We start from the raw sequence: 21159 nt of genomic DNA, 5'->3' as shown, positions 1-21159 counted from the left end.
GTATGCACACTGTTTGACACAACAAAAAGATACCTTTGCAGGAGTTAATGCACATTATTTCGTGCTACTCGTGTGTTTGGTAGTGAATTTGGAGCTTTTACTCGTGAATTTGGGCTTTACTCGTGAGTTTCACGCTTTTACTCGTAAGTTTCGCGCTTTACTCGTGAATTTCGCTCTTTTACTCGTGAGTTTCGCGCTTTTACTCGTGAATTTGGTGCTTTTACTCGTGAGGTTCACGCTTTTACTCGTAAGTTTCGAGCTTTTACTCGTAAGTTTCGAGCTTTACTCGTGAATTTCGCGCTTGTACTCGTGAATTTCGCGCTTGTACTCGTGAATTTGGAGCTTTTACTAGTGAATTTGGGCTTTACTCGTGAGTTTCACGCTTTTACTCGTGAATTTCGCGCTTTACTCGTGAATTTCGCGCTTTTACTCGTGAGTTTCGCGCTTTTACTCGTGAGTTTGGAGCTTTTACTAGTGAATTTCGCGCTTTACTCGTAAGTTTCGCGCTTTACTCGTGAGTTTGGGCGTTACTCGTGAATTTCGCGCTTTTACTCGTGAGTTTCGCGCTTTTACTCGTGAATTTGGGTAAAATGGGGGCCATGCTCTTTGTGGTCGATGCTTCGAGGCCATACAAAAAAATGAAACCCCGCTATTAAAAGCGAGGCTTCCGGAGAGATTGAAGAATCATCTATAATATGAAATATAATGCAATGGATCTTGAACAACCCCATTTGATCATTGAATCACAAACACCTCTTTTCCGACTTGCAGCTCCTTCGCATTGATAACCTCAGGGCAAATTTCCTTTTAACCGAGAAAGTGGCAAACGATATAGCTTATCGTCTTTTTCATCAGAATTTCCTCGGCCATCCGTATTGTTGCTTATGAAATAAAGGGATTCTCCATCTATGAAAACATCACGTATCCTTCCTGAGCCCGTAATGATATTAGTCAGTTTTCCGCTCTGTACATCATAACTCTTAAGCGCTTCGCCCCTTAATGCTGCAAAATAAAGCTTTCCGTCAGAATAGGACATTCCAGAAGGAGCCCATGTATTTTCACCGGAATGAATCAATGGATTTACCATACCAGGTTTTTGCTCATCGCCTTCTATTTCTGGCCAGCCGTAGTTTTTACCTGGATCGATCTTATTTAATTCATCGTGAGCCGAATCGCCGTGCTCACTTTCATACAATTGTCCGGCTTCATCCCACGCCAGACCTTGTGGATTGCGGTGACCGTATGAATAGACGTATGAATTCCCGAAAGGATTATCTTTCGGAATGGTGCCATCCGGATTCATGCGCAAAATCTTCCCGCCTAAAGAATCTATGTCCTGTGCGATCTCCGGATTTCTTGCATCACCTGTTGTTGCATATAGCTTATCGTCCGGTCCCATCTTGATTCGGCCACCATGGTGGAAATCCCCGCTTGGTATGCCATCGATCAAGGTCTCCATCTCCTGCCATTTATCATCATCTTTTTGTAAAATGACGATTCGATTGATGGATTCCCTGCCTTCTTCATACGTATAATAGGCGAAAGCTTGCCTGCTCTTAGCGAAATCGGGAGTTAACGAAAATCCAAGTAACCCAGCTTCCGCTTTTGTAGACAATGTCTTTTTAAGGTTGACCTTTTGCCGTATCATCTTACCCTTGTCCCATTCTACGATGGTTCCTGTCCGCTCTGAGACATACATTGTGTCCTCTTCCTTCTGAATCGACCATGGGATATGCAGGTTCGTTACTAGCACATCCGGATCTTCTCCTAAAGTGCCCGTCACTTCTTTATCAGGATTCGGCTGGGTTTTGCTGTCCTCTTCATTCATGTTACAACCAGTTAAAGTCATTGTTGCCATAAGGAAAAATAAGAGCCATCTTTTCAAAACTTTTTCCCCTTCCGATTCAGGAGTTTAATAGGCTGACTGTTTAAGTACCTTTAAAATGGCCTCCGCTACACCGGACTCATCATTCTTGCCTGTTACTTCATCACACAGTTTTTGAATATCGAGCGGGGCATTTCCCATTGCGACAGACAAACCTACCCGTTCAAACATGGATACATCATTATAATTATCCCCAATGGCCATGGTTTCCTGCATCGAACCGGATTTTTCATTCACATATGTTTCAAGTGCCGTACCTTTTTGAGCTGTCCCACTCATGATTTCCACATTTTCACGTCCTGATGAAGTGACTGTAACTCCCTGTCCTTTCAATTTCGTTGCAATTTGATTCAATAAACTTAAATCTTTTGAGAAGCTGAGAATTTTATAATATTCCACATTCGAATGGCTGAATAACTCGGAATAATCGGAAATGGAAGTTACCTGTCCAAGCTGTAAACGCTCCTCCGCATATTTCCGCATATTCTCAGGGTCAATGTCCGGATTGGCTGTAACGAATACATCAACCAAAGCGGATATTGCGTTTTCATAGTCTTTAGAATAAATCCCCTGACTCGTATATATTTCGAAATAAATCCCTTGTTCTTCGAGGAATCCAGCGACCATTTTAGCAGTGGCAGCTGACATTGGATTGGAAGCAGCAACCTTTCCATCCTCCGTGAAGAGGGCAGCACCATTTACACAGATTACAGGGCAAACGATTCCTGCTTCATCTAAAGCGAACCTTGCTTCCACATAAGATCTTCCAGTAGCAATGATCACTTCCACTCCCTCACTTTGCGCCCTCTGGATTGCATGTTTATTTTCCTCACTGACCTTTTGCATTTTATTTAACAATGTTCCGTCCATATCAATCGCAATCGTCTTTATCAATTCAACCGGCTCCTTCTTTTCAATATAATCCCTATTTTAACCGAATGGGCGTGGATAAACACGTTTAACAAACCCGTATCGATTCTTGGTGTGACTTAATCCAATTATGTATATAAATAAACTGCACCTAATTAAGATAGGTGCAGTTTGTTTTTTTAATGCAGGATCGTTTGGCTATCCACTTCCTGTGCCCGTTCAATAATCTGTTCGTGGATGTCTCTTTGAATGTCATCGATGGCTGTAAAGTCCATCGCTTTTACATAAATCTTTTCAAGTTCGTCATGCAACTCTTTTGCTTTAGCCAGACTGGCTGTCGCTTCATTCATTTTCGTCCGGTACCTGGAGGAAACATCCTTTAACTGATCAGCATAAATTTCGTCCGTTCCTGGCAGGATGGCCGTTTTATATATATCAATGATTTCATCACCTTCACAACTCGGGAAATATTCATGAGGGGATGTGCTGTCAAAAATGGCGATCCCTACCTCCCGGACAATTACCATGTCCAAGCTATGCGGATCGAAACCGCAATGATATACTTCCACATCAAAGCCTCTTTGCTCCGCAGCCTTTGCAATCTTCTTCAGCATCGTTGATTTCCCTGAACCTGGGCGTCCCTTTAAAAAGTACCGTTTTTGTATTCCCTCAGTAATATTGGGGATGAAATCAACTGCACCCTTTGGTGTAGCGGCACCTAAGAATCGGTGACGAACATCCGACTTCTTATTGAGGACGATATCTCTGTAAAAGCCTTCTATCAATTTATTGGTCAACCCGTTCAATTTAGCGAAATCAATATTTGCCTTATAAATATCTTCCCATTCATCATGTATCTTCAATGCTTCAGCGAATAGGGCATATGCCTTCTCGAAACTCTTGCTTCTCGCATTCGTCAATCTTATGATGGCGGCTCTTTCAGAAGCCAGCTGCTGGGAATTCCAGGCAGCTCCTAGATTGACATATTCCTCAATGGCCCCAGGTGCCTTCGGCTCAATCACATGCGGCGCGGTCCCATCCACGAGTCCGATTTTCAAAGCCGGTATGATTACTCCATCAATGGAATCATTATCGGACGAACAATGTAAATACTCGATGTCATAGTCTTTATCCAGCCATTCTTGGCCGATTTTTTTCATTATGGTCGATTTACCGGAGCCAGGTCCGCCTTTTAATATGAATAATCTTTCCAGGCCTGCTAAATTGGAATCATATAAACTATAAAAACCTTTAGCCGTATTGCCTCCAGCGAAATAATGCATCACTTTTCCTGTCACTTTTACACTCTCCCTCACAATACAGATGTGATCTTCAAGACAGCGTATGCAGAAAAGACCTAATAGGTGAATGCCTAAAGGTTAACAGTCTATTTTATTAGGCCTACAGATTCCGCTTGTGTGACCTCCAGGAATTCTGACGGTTTTAAAACGATCTGTGTACCGATCTTCCCTCCGCTTACGATGATTTCAGGCAGGTTTGCTGCACTTTCATCGATAAAGGTCGGGTATTGCTTTTTCATTCCGATCGGGGAACAGCCTCCCCGAATGTACCCTGTGTATTTTTGCAGGTCTTTAACTGCAAGCATCTCTATTTTTTTTGCCCCTGCCGCCTTCGCTGCTTTTTTCAAATCCAGTTCGGTGGCTACAGGAATGACGAATACATAAAGCTGCTGTGGTCCGTTATGGGTAACAAGCGTTTTAAAAACGGTTTCTGGCGCTTTTCCAATTTTATCCGCAACAGTGATCCCGTCGATTTTTCCATCGGTGGCATCATAACTCATCATGCCATACTCTATACGTTTGTTATCTAGAATTCGCATTGCATTCGTTTTACTTGCTCCCATATTATAAATCCCCTTATCTTTTTCTATCATCTTACCATTTTTAAACAAAGGCAAAAAGAAAAGCACAGTGCTCATGCATCTGTACTTTCCCTTATATTCATTCTAAATGACGTCTTTGGAAATCAGCGATCCTCTTATAGTCGTCTTCTAAATTCCTGCTCACGGATAAATAAATCGACATTAATTCTTCATACACTTTAACGTTCTCTTCGATTGGGACAAGTTCATTCGTTTCACCAATCATACCTTCAACCTCATCGAGGCTCTCGATTTCCCCTAAAGCGTACAACCCAAGAACGGCGGCACCTAAGCTCGAACTCTCAAAGCTTTCTGGAATTGTAACGTTCTGATTAAATATATCAGCCATGATTTGACGCCAGAGCTTCGAGCGGACAAACCCACCGCTTGCATGAATTTTCTCGGGAGCACCAGTCAGTTCCCTAACAGCAAGAAGGACACTGTATAAGTTATACATCACACCCTCCAGCACTGCCCGGACCATATGGTCACGAGTATGATGAAGAGCCAGTCCAAAGAAGGAACCCCTTGCATCGGCACTCCATAATGGCGCCCGTTCCCCTGCCATATACGGATGGAATATCAACCCATCCGATCCAGGTGCAATATTGGAAGCCATATCCGTCAGTATCTCATAGGAGTCCTGTCCAGAAGCCTTCGCTTTTTCGATTTCCACACGTCCTAATTGATCCCGTGCCCATCGGAAGGTGATTCCCCCATTGTTGACCGGTCCACCGATTACCCAATGATTCTCAGTAAGGGCATAGCAGAATGTCCTGCCTTTCGGGTCGGTAAGCGGTCGGTCACTAACGGTTCTTACTGCACCGCTCGTTCCGATTGTCACTGCCAGAACGCCTGGCTTGATGGCGTTTTGCCCTAAGTTCGCAAGCACTCCATCACTCGCGCCAATAACAAACGGGGTACCTGCCTGAATGTTCATTTTTGCAGCTAATTCCTCACTTAAACCTGAGAGGATATGCGTTGTGGGGACAAGCGTTGGCAGCTTGTCAGCCCCAATTCCAGCAATGGTGAGTGCCTCTTCATCCCAATTCAAGTCATTCAAGTTGAACATACCCGTTGCAGAAGCGAGCGAATAATCCATCACATACTCATTGAAAAATTTATAGATGATGTATTCTTTAATCCCTATAAATTTGTCCGTTTCGTTAAAAGTCCCGGGATGCTCACTTCTTAACCACATTACTTTCGTGATTGGGGACATTGGATGAATGGGCGTCCCCGTCCTGTGATACAATTGCATCCCCTGTTCCGAAGCCTTCAATTTCCCCGCATAGGCAGCACTTCGATTATCCGCCCATGTAATGCTATTCGTAAGCGGATTACCGTCTTTACCCATGGCGATCAAGCTATGCATCGCCGAACTGAACGATATGAAACCCAGTTCATCCTTCTTTATTCCGCTTGTAATCATAACCTCGCCTATTGCAATGATGACCGCTTTATAAATTTCTTCTGGATCTTGTTCCGCAACCGAAGGCGTTGGACTGTGAAGAGGGTATCCCTTCGAACAGGATTGGACAACCTCCCCCCTTTTTGAAAAAAGAACAACCTTCGTACTCGTCGTACCAATATCGATCCCCATCATATAACCTGAATGTCCCATACTTACATCATGCTCCTCTCTCTTAAACAATTGAATTCAATAGTAAGATTAGGATAAGTGAAACGATTGATACAATCGTTTCCATAACCGTCCAAGATTTTAGCGTTTGTGCGACTGTAAATTAAAGAACTCTTTGATCATCCAAAATCCGGCATCATTCACATGGGATAGAATGAATGAACCTGAACCGATTGCACGGACCGGCAATTCAATATTAACACCTGGTACAGAAGATGATCGGCAGCACAATACCTACCGCAGTTGTCATCGCGACAATTGCTGAACCTGTGGCCACACGAATCATAGCTGCAACGCAGCCAAACAGAATTAGTGAAATATCAAAGGATGTCGTTAAACTTGCAACGGCTTCACCCATTCCGCCCGTGATCAATACATTTTTAAATGCACCGCCCGCTCCGATAATCAAGATAATGGACGCAGGTGGAGCAAGGCAGGCTGACATGAATTGGTTTAGTGTTACTTTATTAATACCCCTAGCGTAACCTAATGTAAAGAATGAAACCACCACAGAGGACCATGAGGGCGATGATCGGTTCTCCAATGAGATATGTAGGAACCAAAAACAGGACCAGCTAAAATGTGCTGTGGGAATACCGATGATCAAATATCCCTGTCTGAACAGCATCTGCAACATCCGGAACATCCATACCTGCTAATCCCTAAAGGACGGAAGCGAGAAGTAACGCAATAAATGGGCTTTGATAACGATCAAGAAAATAGTGGAAACAAGCGCATAAATCAACAAACTATTGTTCTGGCTCTATCCAAATAAACTAAACGTCTTATTCAATCATTCACTCTAAATCAGGATAAGGAATCCATATAGGTAAGATCTCAATGAAAAAAGCATCGAACCTGTTCATCGTGAACTAAACTCGATACCTGATTCAGTCATGAAATGATCATTCACCAATAAAAAGAGGACCGGATCGGTGCTTGATTTCTTCCTCCAGCTGTTCAGGATAAGCAATGAGGAAGCAGGTGGATGGTCCTGACGATTTTTCAATATCGACTTTATTACTTATATGCACAGAAACACCTTCACCACTTTGATCCAGATGCTCCCATTCATATCCTATCCCTTTTGAGCCGACTGGAAGTGCCTGAACGTCTTCCATTTCACATAGGCTTTTATATAAAGATAGTGGCGCGACCCAATCTTGCTGATCCATTACTTCTTCTCCAACGAGCGGCCTGCCGATCAGTGCGATTTTCCGTAAAGGATGTTGCTTTTTAATACATTCATTCACTCGTTTACCGATCACCATAAGTCCAACCGCGGATTGAAGAAGCGGCATGTTACTTTCTGTGCTGCCAGTAATGGGAAGGTCCTCCATTCCCAATTCTTTCAGCCCCTTCCTGACACCCCTGGTCAAGTCCTCCCAGGCTTCATCACCGCAGAAATTATTTAGGACAACGGATACTGGTCTTCCGCCAACACCCAAACATTCCATGACGGCAACCCGAAAGGAATAATATCCAACGACCTCATAAGGGACATGGACAAGATCTTTTTCCTTCAGGCCGATTCCGCCGCTATTATCACTTGAAACAATCAATGAATCTGATTCGGAAAATGGTAAAATCAATGAATCACTCATTCTACGAGTCCATCTTTAAAGATCATTTTTTTCAAAACAGGCTCCAAGCGGGGCAGTAAAAGGACTGCCAATACTACATTTACCGCCGTCGCCACCGTTAATCCCGGAACCAACAACGCGTAAAAACCATAGCTGATCAGAAATGCGAACGGCAAGGCTAAGATGAAGGCATTCCCGATAAAGAAAAGGAAAAATGCGCCTACTTTTTTTCCTTGTATATATAAAATTCCAAACATCCATACGAGAACTGCCATTTCGACCATGATCAAAAAATGGAATGGCCCAAGTGTCATGCCGCCGATGAACGCTGAAATGATATGACCAAGTCCAGCTACAATAGCCCCCGATACCGGGCCAAGTATGATGGCAGCCAAAAGGGCCGGAAAACTATCCAAAGCGATACTCCCGATTGGGGAAGGGATTTTAATCATTGCCCCTACTGCCGATAAGGCAATGAATATAGCAATTGCACTAATTTTTCTTACGTCCATGTTTACTCTTTTTCCTTTCTTTTCCCTCCGCGGAACACATTTGCGCTACGGATATATTCCACATCTTTCACACCAAGACGGAAATTGATCACACGTGCAACAGCAAAGAAGTAATCCGACAAACGATTTAAATATTGAAGTGATAATGGTGAAACAGCCGCACCAGACTTGATCAATGAAACGACCAATCTTTCCGCCCTTCTTGTAACGGTACGGGCAATATGAATGGTTGCAGCTGCTTTTGTGCCGCCAGGCAGGATAAACTTTTCCAATTCCGGAGCTTCGATTATGAAGGCATCTATTCGTTCTTCCAAATAGGTAATGGCCTCATCCGTCAACTTTTGTGGGGCCTTCTCGGAAACGGTTGCCAAATCACCGCCACAGTCAAATAACTCATGCTGGATTTTCTCTAGATCGGCCAATACATCCGTAAATATCGCGGGGTCCAATTCAGTCACCGCAAGACCGATATAGCTATTCACTTCATCCACCGTTCCATAAGAATCAACACGGATGTCATCCTTGTCAAGCCGACCACCGATTACGCTTGTTTGTCCCTTATCCCCTGTACGTGTATAGATTTTCATCCCCATTACCTCCTCTATTTTATTCGCTGGTTTATTCCATACCAGATGATATCAACGCGCCTTGATATGGATGCTACATCTTGAAAGACCCATCCGCAGGCATCGCGCCATCTGCGATCTCTCGCTTCCATCGGGACAATGCCTTTGGAAATATCAGAACCGATCACAATGCAGTTGTGTTCATCCCTTTCTTTCTCCCATATTCGCCAATCAGCCATGATTTCCTTCCATCTTTTTCGAATCGAATCTGAATCCATTTTTTCTGCATCTTGCTGAATCCATGCATCCAACCCTTGCAATACAACAGTCTTGCCTTGAAAATCAATCAATTCCGGCTGTTCTTTTCGATAACCGGATAGCCAAAGGACATCATTTTCCAAACCATACAATTGCTTTACCCATTTAGTTTTCCCATTATAGGCGCCTCCTGTAACAAAGTGCAGCGTTCTCCCCTCCTTAAACTGTTCCGATCTTCCCATATCAGCTCATATCCCCTGCCATGGGAAATCCCCCAATCAAAAAAAGACTTTTCCATCGGGGCATATCGGACCAATAAATCACGTATTACCCCTCCATGCGTCATTAAGGCAAATCGGTTCTCCTTACAGGCAATCAATTGATTCCAGCCATCATTGACACGTTCGGAAAATGCCGGATAACTTTCACCCCCAGGCACCATTGCCTCCATGGGACGTTCCAGCCAATTAAGATAATCTTCATCTGTCTTCAACTCTTCATACGTTCGCCCTTCCCAACTGCCGAAGTTCATTTCACGAAACGAGGGGTTTTTGACCGGAACTACATCTGGAAACAACAGTCTTGCAGTTTCCACACAACGAGGCAAATCACTCGTGTGAATTTTTTCATACTGCGGGTAAGAGCCCCTTAAGTCCAGTATTTCCTTTTCTCCTTCGATACTTAATCGGGAATCCGTCCAGCCTAAATAGGCCTTTCGCTCATTCGCTTCTGTCAGCCCATGGCGAAGTAGTGTAATAGCCACAATATCAGCCATAACCAAAGCTCAACCCCTTCCACGGATGCACCCAGTACATCCCCAGTAATCCCACCGAACCAACTTACCACTTTACGTTTTATATAAAGCAGGAAAAACAGCGCAGCCAGACACATGATGAAAAATAGGGTGACAAGCTTAAAATCGATGATCCAGGCAATCGCCAGACTTACAAAGAGGTACAGCCAATAAATGGGCAAACTGCTTTTCTTTACTGCACTTTGAAAAAAAGCACCGAGTCCCTCATTTTTAGCCAGCGGCATCCGGATGAGCAAATAGCCCATCACACATTTGCTTAAGAGCGGAAGGGCAATGATCAAGAAGTATGTCCATTCATTTACCCTTTCGACAATTTCATAGATAAATAGAAACCGTGCTGCCAATAGGACGATGACGGAGATGACACCGAATGCACCTGTCCTTGAATCCTTCATGATTTCCAATCGACGCTCTTTATCCTGATAGGAAAAAAAAGCATCACTTGCATCGATCCAACCATCGAGGTGCAAACCTCCAGTTAATGCCATCGTCAAAAACCAAAGGAAAAAGGCAATCGCAAGGGAGGACAATGGGGTCCATTCCACTAGTGCATATAAAACACCACCCAATATCAAGCCTAGTAAAAGACCGACTAATGGAAAGGTTTGAATGGCACGGTGAATATATTTCTTCTCCATCGGAAGCTGTTTCTTTATTGGAAAAATCGTAAAGAACTGCAGGTTAATTAAAAATCCGATTGCTCCGTTCATTCCTGGATGCACCCTTTCTTCCGCAATGGTATTCCCGATTCAACAAGATAGGCTTCATCGGCCTGCCCGACAATCATTTGATGAAGCAGACCTAGTGTTTTTCCGTATAGATGGAGGAATTCATTATGGAAAATCGGTTCTTGCACCAATTCATTGCTCACGACTATTAAACAGCTGGATTGTTTTCTTATCTCATTGATCCCGTTTATTATTTTTGAAAAAACGCTATCTAAAAATTCTTTTTCAAGCGGAATGCCAGGGCCAAATAGTTCGTTATCAAGCAGGGTTGTCAGACAATCGAGCAGGATTATAGAATCCTGATTAATGTCCGCTCCTATTCTTGTAATATCCGTTGCGTATTCCGAAGTCTGCCAGGCAATTGGGCTGCTTTCTCTATGTTTCTGGTGCCTATGGATGCGGTCACCCATTTCAACATCACTGACACGGCCACAGGCGAGGTAATGCAAGTTCCCATCCATTTGGAGTGCATACTCCAGGGCTTTTCTTTCTGCGAAACTGCTTTTTCCGGAACGGACACCCCCGGTTATAAAACAGAGCCTTGCTTTCTCCACTGTCTTACCCCCTCCATCAGTGCTTCGTTATCATGTTCACTCTTCACTGCAAACCGAAGCCACTTTCCATCCAAACCCGGGAAATTATAGGTATGGCGCGGTACGATTCCTTTTTTCAGCAAAAAGGGGAAAAGGGATAAGGATTCATCTTTCACTAAATAAAAATTAACTGTGCTATTGGAGACAATCAATCCTTGCTCCTCATAAAACCGGAATAGTTTCTGCTTTTGCAATTGAATATAGTCTCTTGTTTCTCTCATATATTCTTCTTCTGCAAGACAGATTTCCCCTACTTCCAATGCCACATGGTTGACGCTCCAATGCGGTTTATAAGTTCTTACCTGAGTTATGATATCCGGTGCCGCAAGCAAATAGCCTAGTCTTAAACCCGGAATGGCAAAGATTTTAGTCATTGATCTTAGAATGAGTAAATGTGGGAATACATTGATTAAAGTAGCATAAGTAAAGGCATCTTCCGTAAAATCATAAAAAGCCTCATCCATGACAACCAGGCAATCCGCTTTTTGACATTCAATGATTAATTCCCTAACTTCATCCCGCTTAAATGAGACACCCGTCGGATTATTAGGGGTACACAAGAAAATTGCATCATATTCGGGTAACCGCGAAATCAATCGATCCAAGTCAAGTTGCCACTCAGGTGCATTAAGTTGATGAAAATCGACCTCACACCCTGCCGCCAAACAAGCCTCTGCATATTCCGCAAATGCAGGCTGAATGATTAACACCCTTTGATTGGCTAATCTGTTCGCTACCAACATGATTATTTCTGCACCACCGTTACCCACCAAAACGGATTGCTCTGGAAGAGCTTCTTTTTTTGCGATCGATTTTGTCAGCTCAATGGCATGCGGATCTGGGTATTGAAGGATTCCTTCGAAAAACCCAGACCACTGTTCCTTTATGCGTAAAGGCGGACCCAATGGGTTGATGTTAGCACTGAAGTCGAGAACCGATTCAGGCATTTCGATTTCCAGCGCTTCGTAAAGATAATGAGGATTAGAGCCATGAGAAGGTAATGTCAAGAATAAGTCCCCCTAGCCATAGCATCAGTAGAAATAGAAAAGATGACCGATGCATGATGGTAATCGTTTTTGGTATATGTTTTGCTTCCAATCGAACAAGCGGAACTCCCATCCTCGCACGGTCGGAAACAATTCCTTTGTACATATTCCGGCCTCCAAGCTGTATTCCCAAAATGGCAGCAACGCCTGCTTCACACCACCCGCTGTTCGGGCTTGGATGTTTTTTTGCATCATTGAATAATATCTTCCATCTAGCACCAAATCCATGATAGCCGGATTTCGAGCTCAGCAACATCAGGAACCCGGTGAGGCGGCTGGGAATCCAGTTGACGATATCATCGAGCTTGGCTGAAGCCCAACCAAATTGCCCATATTTATCATTTTTGTACCCTACCATGGAATCGCAGGTATTAATCGCCCTGTACACCATCGCGAGCGGCGCACCGCCAATGGCTGCCCAAAACATCGGGGCTGTAATCCCATCACTGGTATTTTCCGCTACGGTTTCCACGGTGCCCCTGACTATTTCGGATTCATCAAGATCCGCAGTATCACGGCCCACGATATAGGAAAGCTTTAGCCTCGCTTCAGGAAAATCCCCTCGATTCAATGGATGGCAAACATCCATTCCAGCTTGCTTCAAGCCTTTCTGAGCTATCGTAGTGGAAATGACAATAGCTTCCCAAAGGATACCTGCAAGCGGATGGATACGATAAGCCAAATAGACGGTAAGACCAGTAATCAATAACACCACCGATAAGACGATGAACAACATGAAGAGTCCATTCCGCTTCTTATGTGTTCCTCTATTGAATGCCAGATCCAACTTGCTTATCATCGTTCCTATCCATTTGACTGGATGCGGCCAATTTGGCGGATCACCAATTAATAGATCAAGGAAAAACGCCAGCGTAACCGCAATAAGATGATGGTAAATCATAAATCCTCAATCCGTTTCCGATTATTGTTTAATGCTTCCACTGTACAATCATATACACCGCGGCTGATCAGCTTCCCTAACGGAGTGATGGTGCCTGCATATTGAAGCTTTGCCCCTCTTTGAGTTGCCCCAATCAAAATGCTGTCTGTCGATGTTCCTGTTGCACATGTATTTGTCACCTTATCCAAGACATGCAAATCATGAAGCGCTTTTACTTTTGCCTCGGTCGCAGTAACTATGCTGTGGATGAAAGCCTCTTCTGCCAAATGCCCATTTATGAAGATCCATGTATTTATCGTTCCTGGAGCGGAACTCCAAGAATGTCGGTCAGCTAAAGATGCGTCGATGGCATTCCCTACACCAGCGGTCACGATGATAAAAACCGAGAAATCTTCAGCTCTTAATAACTTGAAGGCAACCGTATCGAGAAAGACAGCCGTCATCATCCCTACCGTTTGCTGCGGGTCAAATCCATGAGTTTTTAAATAGTCAGCCATTTCAACATGATGATCCTCGCAATCATATCCATGATGGACATGCCTATTCACGAAATATTTATGCCATCCCGTCCCCGAACCAGTCACTCCAGAAGACATCGTTCTAAGCGGGATCGGGGAATTCAATTGAATAATTTCAGATCCGACTGTCAGATAAGAATCATCAATTTCCAATGGGATAGTATCATTGCCATGCTTTTCCGGAACGATGAACATTTGCGGTTTCGGAAGGGCGGGATGTGGATGTTTTTCGATCGTCGTACGATATACCCCCTGAATCCGTTCCTGTCGGAGCACTTCATTCGGCACATCCACAACCAAAATTTCCCCTTTTTCAAGCAACATAAGCCGATCACAATATAACCCAGCCAAATTCAAGTCATGAAAAATTGAAATAACGGTCAACTTTTGCTCTTTTGCCATTTTCCTCATTAGATCAAGAAGATCCTTTTGATAGGAAAGATCCAAGTGGTTCGTAGGCTCATCCAAAAAAAGGATTTCCGGTTCTTGGGCAAGTGCCTGTGCCAATAAGACCCTTTGTCTCTCCCCGCCTGATAATCGTTCAAATTGAAGATCGTGAAAATCCGCTACTCCCGTTTGTTCCATGACCCGTTGGACAATCGTTTCATCTTCTGCGGACCAACTATGGAACCAACCTGTTTGATGGGCATATCGCCCAAGTGAGACCGTCTCTTTTACCGTATATGAGAAAGCTAATGAGGAATGCTGAGGGAGCACAGCAATGACCTGTGCAAGTTGTTTTGACGAATAATCCTTTAAATCCCTTCCTCTTATCCGTATGCTTCCGCCCTTATAATCGAGCACCCCGCTAAGCATACTTAAAAGCGTCGTTTTTCCGCTGCCATTTGGGCCAAGAATCCCGAATAATTCCCCTTTATGTACATCAAAAGTAACAGAGTCCAAAACAGCTTTGTTGTCATATCCACCTGTTAACCCTTTAACTTCAAGCATCCATCTTACCCTTCTCTCCGTCTCTTTAATAAAATCAGCGCGAATGCGGGTGCCCCGATAAGTGAAGTGATCACCCCGATCGGCAGTTCCGATGGGGCAATGATCGACCGTGCTACAAAGTCCGCCAATATTAGGAATCCGCTTCCTACCAGCAATGACAACGGAAGCAAATGTTTATGGTCAGGTCCCCAAATCTTTCGGACAAAATGAGGAATGACCAATCCTACAAAGCCAATCGCCCCTGAAACGGCAACGGCTGCCCCTGTCAACATCGAACCGGCTATCAAAATCCACATTTTCCGCCGCTTAACATTAACACCTAAGTGTTTTGCCCGGTCTTCCCCGAAAGTCATCGCATTCAATTCGCTCGTATTCATGATCAAGATCAACGAACCAATAATAAAAAACGGCAAAATGATTGCAATATAATTCCATCCGCGCATTGAAACGCTTCCCATCAGCCAGCCGATGATTTGTCTTAATTCATCACCAGTCAGCGCAATCATCAATGAAATGAAGGCACTTAAAAACGAGCTGAAAATGATTCCCGTTAAAATGATCGTTTCCACTTTCATCGATCGATCCATTTTTTTTGCAAAAGCCAGTACGCAGAACATCGTGAGCACTGAGCATACGATGCTCAATGCCGGAAGAGTATATAAACCGATGAATGGTAGTGATATATTCAAGAATATTGTCAATACAGCACCGACTGATGCTCCTGATGAAATACCTAATGTGTAAGGGTCAGCGAGCGGATTCCGGAGCAGGCCCTGAAATCCCGCTCCCGAAATCGCAAGTGATGCCCCAACAAAACCCGCTAACAACACACGCGGCAAGCGGATGTTCATTACAATATTCGTAAGCATTACATCCGGATCAGCTGAAATCGGTAAATGAAAAATCTCCTTGCCGATAATTTGTAAAAGTACAGGAATCGGTACTGGCACCGAACCAAAGGAAATGCCTATCGTCATTGCGAATAACAAAAATAATAACGCAATCAAATAAGCAATCGTCCATTTAGTTGTCAAATAGGTTCGGATAGACTGATTTGGCAAGTTCCTCTACTCCCTCTATTAAGCGTGGACCGGAACGGGTCACCAAGTCGGAATGGACATCAAAGACTTTGTCATCCTTCACAGCATTTACGTCTTGCCATCCTTTTCGGCCCTTCACTTGACTTACTGCATCTTTTGTATAATAACCATACGTTGTAATGATGACATCCGGATTTGCAGCAATCATCGACTCTTCATCAATTTTTGCCCATCCATCCAATTCAGCAGCTGCATTTTCCGCTGAAATAATTTGAAGCATTTCATTCATGAAGGTATTTTTTCCAGGTGTATATATCTCAGGTGACGGAGAAACCTCCACAAAAACAGTCTTCCTATCCGCTTCCTTTACGGATTTGGCTTTTTCCTGAATATCCTTGAGCTTCGTTTTCATGTCCGTAACGATTCCTTTTGCCTTTTCTTGTTCCCCTGTTGCCTGTCCAATCATATCAATAGAATCATAGACTTGGTCAAAGCTTTGTGCATCATTGACTACGAGGACATCAATTCCAGCATCCTTAAGCTGCTGTAAACCCTCATTCGAATTATGGGCACTGGATGCATGGGCAAGAACAAGGTCGGGCTTCAAGGAGACAATCATCTCCGTGTTCATTTCCATTCCGCCAACTTTTTCAATTTCTTTCGTTTCTTCCGGATAATTATCATAGTCGGAAACACCAACAACCTTTTTACCCAAGCCAAGTGCAAAGACAACTTCCGTATTACTTGGTATCAACGAAACGATTTTCTTCGGTTTTTGTTCTATCGTCACCTTTTCGCCTGTTGCATCTTTAATCGTAATCGGGAAAACTTCCTGTTTGGCATGATTCGTTTCCTGCTTTTCTTTTCCTTCATTAGTAGCTTCGCTACAGCCAACCATCATACCTGCAGTCAGCAACATCACCAGTATCAGACCAAAAATCTTCTTCATTTTCATTCCCCACAATCTTTTTTTCTTTTAATTTCTTCACACCTAATAAACAAAACGCATTATCGGAAGATGCACCCCAAAACAAAAGCACCTCCCGTTAAACGGAAGATGCTTGTATGGCAACAATATATTACGGACTCTTTAGGGTCTGCCACACACCTTCCCATCCGCGTAGGTTACAGGTGTACGATTTTTGGCAGGTCTCCTGGCTCATGGTCATAATCAACGGCACCTTCCCATATCTCATACAGTGGTAAACATCCGTTGGCTCCCATATACAGTGGCGGGACCGCGCTGGCATTTCACCAACTTCCCTATTAAGTCATTAAGACACCAAATCGTTCATATGTATATAATTTTCACTGCCTTTCATTATACACCATGTAAGAATCGATTATTATATGATTTTTCTGACTTGCCTCGAAATGACCCGTCCACCTTCAGTGATTAGAAGCATTTTCAATCAGGGACGCAAATCCCTCGACCGATAATCCCGGTGAAATCCGAACCCTATGCAGGGAATGCATCCCTTGGTCCCTTGAAGCTCCTCCAGGTTCGGTGGTGACTGCCATCTTGTATCCAGCTTCTTCTGACACCCATAGACTCTCTTCGTTATACCGGCCAACCGGATAGGAAATTACTGTCGTGTCCTGATCGAGGATACGGTCGAATAGCTCCTTCGACTGAACCATTTCCGCTTCTTGCTGCTCTGCCGTCATCCGGTTCAGCTCCAAATGGTTGATAGTATGACTTTCGATCGAAATCCCATTCCTGCTCATCTCCAACATTTGATTTTCAGTCAGGTGATGACCTTTATCAATGGACTTCCCGATCATGAAGATGGTTGCTTTCATATCATATTCTTTTAATATGGGGAAAGCCTCCGTGTAGTTATCTGTATAGCCATCATCAAAAGTAAGCCAGACGCACTTATCACTTGGCATCCGATTTTCGGTTAAAACGAGGAATGCTTCTTTAGGGGATAATGTATAGTAACCATTCTCCCGAAGCCAAGTCATTTGTGATTGGAATTCCTCTCTTGGAACCCGAAGGCCATTACCTTCAGAAATGCTATGATACATCAATATTGGAAGCTGAACCGCGGAATCGGCCCTTATCCAGTTTCTCGTATCGATTTGTTCCGGGTCGTCCTTTGAATCCTGTCCGGTGCCATTCTCCGCTGCCTCAACCACTTCAATGTCATCTTCCGCAATCGGCGCAGCCGTCTTTTTGCCTATACCCTCTAAAATCCCTTGTGAGCATGCAGGTAAAATTAACATCCCCAGCAATGCCACAAACAGTAAAACTCTGTATTTTCCCACTATCATTCTCCTATTTTTTTCTAGTATAATAGTACCAGAAAACCAGCGAATAATAAAGTATTCCATTTTACGAAAAAAAAGGTAATATAGAAACAAGAGACCAGCTAAGCATTTAGATGATTTTTTTCATAATTATTATTGCTATTAACTTGAAAAGTTTGCCTATAAGAAATATAATAAATAAGTCGTCGACTTTTTTTATATGTCCCAGTAGCTCAGCAGGATAGAGCGACAGCCTCCTAAGCTGTAGGTCGTAGGTTCGATTCCTATCTGGGACGCTAATTTTAAAACCCTGTTACAATGCGGTACCTCCGCTTCGTAACAGGGTTTTTTCTGTTGGTATGGCCTTACCTATTTAGGCTTTTGAGGGGCTTCCAATGTAAAGGTCGGATTTCTAGATACCGGTATGAGAAAAGCCGGAAGTATCGGCGATCAATACATTATGAGATTAACCATTTAATTTTCGTTCAAAACTTTTTGACTCTGTTTAAAGAGAAGTTTTAATTAATGATGTTTTTCGATATAAATATCCGCAGAAAAGTAATATTTTTTGAAATATATGTTTTAACCTGTCCCATCCGGGTAGATAAATACTGTAAGACATTCTCACCAAAGGAGATGATGTGCACGATGAGTACAATCAGAGGCCAATGGAACAAAGAGAATGACGCAGCGGTGTTTAGTCCCGGTGATCAGCGTTAGAGTCAATTGAAGAGTTAGTCGATAACCAAAAAGGGAATTACTAGTCTTCTCGCCCAAAGGAGGAGGATACTGATCATGAGTATTTACAACCTATGGAATCCAGAAAATGATGAAGCAATTTTCAGTCCGGGTGATCAGCAGACATTCAGTACGCTTACACTAGCAGATACGGATAAACACACACACAACTGACGAAACACTTGAATATGAATTACACGGCACCGTACTGAATGAAATTTAACCGAAGCAGTGATATATGGAAAAGGATGGAGCGCATGCTCCATCCTTTTCTGCTATCTTTTACTTTTATATGAATCTCGCCACTTCATCAAGCGGCAATCTTTTGTCTGGAAAGATGGACCTGCCGACAAGGAAATTTGCCCACCCTGCCCCATGCAAATAACCCCATAAAAATGGGCCCTTTCACTATTAAGCTAAAAGTGAAGGACCCTTTTCTTTTATTTATCGAATTTCAGTTTGGCCAAAGCATCCGCTAAGGCAGTATTGATCGGCTCTTCTTTATTTTGCTTTTTCATATAATTGGAGACTTCATTTTTTGATACTTTTTGATTTTTATTTTGCCCTCTTCGTTTATTGTAAGAAGAAAGTTTTTCGTGAAAACCGCATTTACAGGTGAATGTCTGTGCTTCTCCTTGACCGCGCATTTCCATCTTTTTGTGACATTGTGGACATCTGGCATTTGTTACACGTGAAACACCTTTTTTGTGGCCACATTCACGATCCTGACAGACAAGCATTTTTCCCTTTTTACTATTCACTTCAAGCATCAGCTTGCCGCAATCAGGACATTTCGTTCCTGACACGTTATCATGCTTGAACTTTTGGTCACTATTTTTGATTTCTTGTACGATATTTTTGGCATAGTCGCACATATCGCCGATGAATGCCTGTTTTGGTAGCTGTCCTTTGGCAATCGCTGTTAACTTTTGCTCCCATTGAGCTGTCAGTGCTGGAGATCGTAAGTCTTCAGGTGCCAATTGAAGGAGTTGTTTACCTTTCGAAGTTACATGAAGGCCCTTCCCTCTCTTTTCAATCAGGAAGCTATTGAACAATTTTTCAATAACGTCAGCACGTGTTGCAACAGTCCCAATCCCGCCAGTTTCACCCAGAGTCTTGATGAGTTCCTTGCTTTCCCCTGCCATGAAACGAGCAGGGTTTTCCATTGCCGAAAGAAGCGACCCTTCATTGAACGGCTCTGGTGGTTTCGTTTCACCCTCTGTTTGTTTCACAGTCGAAATGGATAAACTGTCACCTTTTTGAACGTTCGGAAGCAGTTGCTCAGCAAGGCCATCTTTAGCTTCTTCCTCGTCAAATTGGTGATCATAGACTTCCTTCCAGCCTGATTTCAGGACGACCTTCCCTTTTGCCATGAACGTCTCCTGTCCCATTTTTGCGGTGACGGTCGTTTGCTCATATTCAAAAGGCGGCATTAATACGGCAAGAAACCTTTTAACGACCAAATCATAGATTTTAGATTCTTTGTCGCTCAGTTTTCCCGGTAGCGGAGTCTGCTCAGTGGGGATGATCGCATGGTGATCCGAGACCTTGCTATCATCCACGAACGATTTATTGGCCTTAATCGGGCTACGCAGGATCCTTGATGCATACTGGGCATATGGTTTAATGCTGACAGCCTGTAATCTTTCTTTTAGCGTATCAACCAAATCCGTTGATAAAAAGCGTGAATCCGTCCTTGGATACGTCAAGACTTTATGGCTTTCATATAAGCGCTGCATGATCGATAACGTCTCTTTCGCCGAATAACCAAATTTCTTATTGGCGTCCCTTTGAAGTTCCGTTAAATCATATAAAGAAGGGGCAAAACTTTTCTTATGTGCTTTGTTCACTTCCACCACTTCTGCCCTTTTCCCCTTCACGGCTGAAAGAACCTTTTCTGCCTTGGCTTTATCAAATGTGCGGATATCTTTAGATTGGGCATCTTGCCAGATTAGGCGCAAATTGGATTCTGCAGTTGCCGAAACGCCATAATATTTCTTAGGCTGGAATTGTTTTATTTCTTCTTCTTTTTTTGCAATCATCGCAAGTGTCGGCGTTTGGACGCGGCCGCAGGATAACTGGGCATTGTGCTTCGTAGTAAGAGCCCGTGTCGCGTTCATCCCAACAATCCAGTCCGCTTCTGCCCTTGCAACAGCAGAGGCAAATAGGTTTTCATACTCCTTGCCATCCTTCAGCTTTTTAAATCCATCTTTGATCGCTTTATCCGTTACAGAGGAAATCCAAAGCCGTTTAATCGGCTTCTTTACATTCGCTTTTTCGAGAATCCAGCGTGCAACGAGCTCCCCTTCGCGGCCTGCATATCTCCATAATGATGTACAATAAGAATATTCACAATATTAAAAAACATCAAAGGAGCTT

General features: G+C 43.4%; 22 protein-coding genes, 1 tRNA gene, 2 pseudogenes and 1 riboswitch. Of the genes and pseudogenes, 4 read left to right on the top strand and 21 right to left on the bottom strand.

Annotated features, from left to right (window positions below):
- The first annotated feature begins 13 nt into the window (after positions 1-13).
- From QUF86_RS06345 to QUF86_RS06335, 3 genes are read left to right on the top strand one after another with little or no spacing between them, the layout of a single operon-like run.
- Complete coding sequence (locus QUF86_RS06345) at positions 14-292, top strand: hypothetical protein (protein WP_289333850.1); 279 nt, start codon at positions 14-16, stop codon at positions 290-292.
- Entirely contained in the window at positions 289-498 is a 210-nt protein-coding gene (locus tag QUF86_RS06340) for a hypothetical protein (protein ID WP_289333849.1), read from the top strand. Before QUF86_RS06345 ends, QUF86_RS06340 begins: the two co-directional genes overlap by 4 nt.
- 35 nt (positions 499-533) lie before the next feature.
- On the top strand, positions 534-656 hold the full coding sequence (locus QUF86_RS06335; RefSeq protein ID WP_289333848.1) for a hypothetical protein: 123 nt from the start codon (positions 534-536) through the stop codon (positions 654-656).
- A gap of 134 nt (positions 657-790) precedes the next feature.
- Here QUF86_RS06335 and QUF86_RS06330 read toward each other — a convergent pair whose 3' ends face one another.
- The 20 genes and pseudogenes from QUF86_RS06330 to QUF86_RS06235 all read right to left on the bottom strand — a co-directional run bounded on the left by QUF86_RS06330 (position 791) and on the right by QUF86_RS06235 (position 18018).
- Complete coding sequence (locus QUF86_RS06330; RefSeq protein WP_289333847.1) at positions 791-1885, bottom strand: PQQ-dependent sugar dehydrogenase; 1095 nt, start codon at positions 1883-1885, stop codon at positions 791-793.
- A 27-nt stretch (positions 1886-1912) separates the two neighbouring features.
- Complete coding sequence (locus tag QUF86_RS06325; protein ID WP_289314256.1) at positions 1913-2779, bottom strand: Cof-type HAD-IIB family hydrolase; 867 nt, start codon at positions 2777-2779, stop codon at positions 1913-1915.
- A gap of 155 nt (positions 2780-2934) precedes the next feature.
- A complete protein-coding gene (locus QUF86_RS06320; RefSeq protein ID WP_289314255.1) occupies positions 2935-4053 on the bottom strand; it encodes a PRK06851 family protein in 1119 nt (372 codons plus the stop codon).
- An 89-nt stretch (positions 4054-4142) separates the two neighbouring features.
- A complete protein-coding gene (gene ybaK, locus QUF86_RS06315) occupies positions 4143-4619 on the bottom strand; it encodes a Cys-tRNA(Pro) deacylase (RefSeq protein WP_289327100.1) in 477 nt (158 codons plus the stop codon).
- Between the two features lie 97 nt (positions 4620-4716).
- Complete coding sequence (gntK, locus tag QUF86_RS06310) at positions 4717-6261, bottom strand: gluconokinase (protein WP_289318251.1); 1545 nt, start codon at positions 6259-6261, stop codon at positions 4717-4719.
- Positions 6262-6283: 22 nt separating this feature from the next.
- Positions 6284-6824: pseudogene (locus tag QUF86_RS06305) on the bottom strand (GntT/GntP/DsdX family permease); the annotation flags it as partial.
- A 360-nt stretch (positions 6825-7184) separates the two neighbouring features.
- A complete protein-coding gene (locus QUF86_RS06300) occupies positions 7185-7883 on the bottom strand; it encodes an ATP-binding protein (protein ID WP_289333846.1) in 699 nt (232 codons plus the stop codon).
- Entirely contained in the window at positions 7880-8374 is a 495-nt protein-coding gene (locus QUF86_RS06295) for an ECF transporter S component (protein ID WP_289333845.1), read from the bottom strand. The genes QUF86_RS06300 and QUF86_RS06295 overlap by 4 nt, the downstream gene beginning before the upstream one ends.
- A gap of 2 nt (positions 8375-8376) precedes the next feature.
- Positions 8377-8961 (bottom strand): cob(I)yrinic acid a,c-diamide adenosyltransferase, encoded by a 585-nt coding sequence (locus QUF86_RS06290; protein ID WP_289314252.1) that lies wholly within the window; start codon positions 8959-8961, stop codon positions 8377-8379.
- A gap of 14 nt (positions 8962-8975) precedes the next feature.
- Positions 8976-9350 (bottom strand): bifunctional adenosylcobinamide kinase/adenosylcobinamide-phosphate guanylyltransferase, encoded by a 375-nt coding sequence (locus tag QUF86_RS06285; RefSeq protein ID WP_289333844.1) that lies wholly within the window; start codon positions 9348-9350, stop codon positions 8976-8978.
- 5 nt (positions 9351-9355) lie between these two features.
- Complete coding sequence (locus QUF86_RS06280; protein ID WP_289333843.1) at positions 9356-9973, bottom strand: histidine phosphatase family protein; 618 nt, start codon at positions 9971-9973, stop codon at positions 9356-9358.
- A complete protein-coding gene (cobS, locus tag QUF86_RS06275; RefSeq protein WP_289314249.1) occupies positions 9931-10722 on the bottom strand; it encodes an adenosylcobinamide-GDP ribazoletransferase in 792 nt (263 codons plus the stop codon). The genes QUF86_RS06280 and cobS overlap by 43 nt, the downstream gene beginning before the upstream one ends.
- Complete coding sequence (locus tag QUF86_RS06270) at positions 10719-11294, bottom strand: bifunctional adenosylcobinamide kinase/adenosylcobinamide-phosphate guanylyltransferase (RefSeq protein ID WP_289333841.1); 576 nt, start codon at positions 11292-11294, stop codon at positions 10719-10721. Before QUF86_RS06270 ends, cobS begins: the two co-directional genes overlap by 4 nt.
- Positions 11267-12340 carry a threonine-phosphate decarboxylase CobD gene (cobD, locus tag QUF86_RS06265; RefSeq protein WP_289333840.1) on the bottom strand — a complete coding sequence of 358 codons (1074 nt, stop codon included), beginning with the start codon at positions 12338-12340 and terminating at the stop codon, positions 11267-11269. The genes QUF86_RS06270 and cobD overlap by 28 nt, the downstream gene beginning before the upstream one ends.
- The gene (gene cbiB / locus QUF86_RS06260) at positions 12315-13280 is read right to left on the bottom strand and encodes an adenosylcobinamide-phosphate synthase CbiB (protein ID WP_289333839.1); all 966 of its coding nucleotides are present in this window, start codon (positions 13278-13280) and stop codon (positions 12315-12317) included. Before cbiB ends, cobD begins: the two co-directional genes overlap by 26 nt.
- On the bottom strand, positions 13277-14749 hold the full coding sequence (locus QUF86_RS06255) for a heme ABC transporter ATP-binding protein (protein WP_289333838.1): 1473 nt from the start codon (positions 14747-14749) through the stop codon (positions 13277-13279). The genes cbiB and QUF86_RS06255 overlap by 4 nt, the downstream gene beginning before the upstream one ends.
- A gap of 5 nt (positions 14750-14754) precedes the next feature.
- The gene (locus QUF86_RS06250; protein WP_289333837.1) at positions 14755-15810 is read right to left on the bottom strand and encodes a FecCD family ABC transporter permease; all 1056 of its coding nucleotides are present in this window, start codon (positions 15808-15810) and stop codon (positions 14755-14757) included.
- Complete coding sequence (locus QUF86_RS06245; RefSeq protein ID WP_289333836.1) at positions 15773-16738, bottom strand: ABC transporter substrate-binding protein; 966 nt, start codon at positions 16736-16738, stop codon at positions 15773-15775. Before QUF86_RS06245 ends, QUF86_RS06250 begins: the two co-directional genes overlap by 38 nt.
- Entirely contained in the window at positions 16674-16823 is a 150-nt protein-coding gene (locus QUF86_RS06240; RefSeq protein WP_289333835.1) for a hypothetical protein, read from the bottom strand. Before QUF86_RS06240 ends, QUF86_RS06245 begins: the two co-directional genes overlap by 65 nt.
- Positions 16824-16916: 93 nt before the next feature.
- A riboswitch (cobalamin riboswitch) is annotated at positions 16917-17091 on the bottom strand.
- Between the two features lie 87 nt (positions 17092-17178).
- The gene (locus tag QUF86_RS06235; RefSeq protein WP_289336190.1) at positions 17179-18018 is read right to left on the bottom strand and encodes a polysaccharide deacetylase family protein; all 840 of its coding nucleotides are present in this window, start codon (positions 18016-18018) and stop codon (positions 17179-17181) included.
- Between the two features lie 246 nt (positions 18019-18264).
- On the opposite strand from QUF86_RS06235, the gene QUF86_RS06230 reads away from it, so the two are divergent.
- Positions 18265-18338, top strand: a tRNA-Arg gene (locus QUF86_RS06230).
- Positions 18339-19220: 882 nt separating this feature from the next.
- Here QUF86_RS06230 and QUF86_RS06225 read toward each other — a convergent pair.
- Positions 19221-21098 (bottom strand): annotated as a pseudogene (locus tag QUF86_RS06225) (DNA topoisomerase III); the annotation flags it as partial.
- Positions 21099-21159: the final 61 nt, after the last annotated feature.

Origin of the sequence: Peribacillus sp. NJ11, from assembly GCF_030348405.1 — a bacterium.
GTDB lineage: Bacteria > Bacillota > Bacilli > Bacillales > DSM-1321 > Peribacillus.
This window is presented reverse-complemented; position numbering and strand designations above follow the sequence as displayed.

Coding starts and splice junctions, on each gene's coding strand:
- ybaK (WP_289327100.1), bottom strand. CDS start 4,619: ATGGGAGCAAGTAAAACGAATGCAATGCGAATTCTAGATAACAAACGT.
- gntK (WP_289318251.1), bottom strand. CDS start 6,261: ATGGGACATTCAGGTTATATGATGGGGATCGATATTGGTACGACGAGT.
- QUF86_RS06300 (WP_289333846.1), bottom strand. CDS start 7,883: ATGAGTGATTCATTGATTTTACCATTTTCCGAATCAGATTCATTGATT.
- QUF86_RS06295 (WP_289333845.1), bottom strand. CDS start 8,374: ATGGACGTAAGAAAAATTAGTGCAATTGCTATATTCATTGCCTTATCG.
- QUF86_RS06290 (WP_289314252.1), bottom strand. CDS start 8,961: ATGAAAATCTATACACGTACAGGGGATAAGGGACAAACAAGCGTAATC.
- QUF86_RS06280 (WP_289333843.1), bottom strand. CDS start 9,973: ATGGCTGATATTGTGGCTATTACACTACTTCGCCATGGGCTGACAGAA.
- cobS (WP_289314249.1), bottom strand. CDS start 10,722: ATGAACGGAGCAATCGGATTTTTAATTAACCTGCAGTTCTTTACGATT.
- cbiB (WP_289333839.1), bottom strand. CDS start 13,280: ATGATTTACCATCATCTTATTGCGGTTACGCTGGCGTTTTTCCTTGAT.
- QUF86_RS06255 (WP_289333838.1), bottom strand. CDS start 14,749: ATGCTTGAAGTTAAAGGGTTAACAGGTGGATATGACAACAAAGCTGTT.
- QUF86_RS06245 (WP_289333836.1), bottom strand. CDS start 16,738: ATGAAGAAGATTTTTGGTCTGATACTGGTGATGTTGCTGACTGCAGGT.
- QUF86_RS06235 (WP_289336190.1), bottom strand. CDS start 18,018: ATGTTAATTTTACCTGCATGCTCACAAGGGATTTTAGAGGGTATAGGC.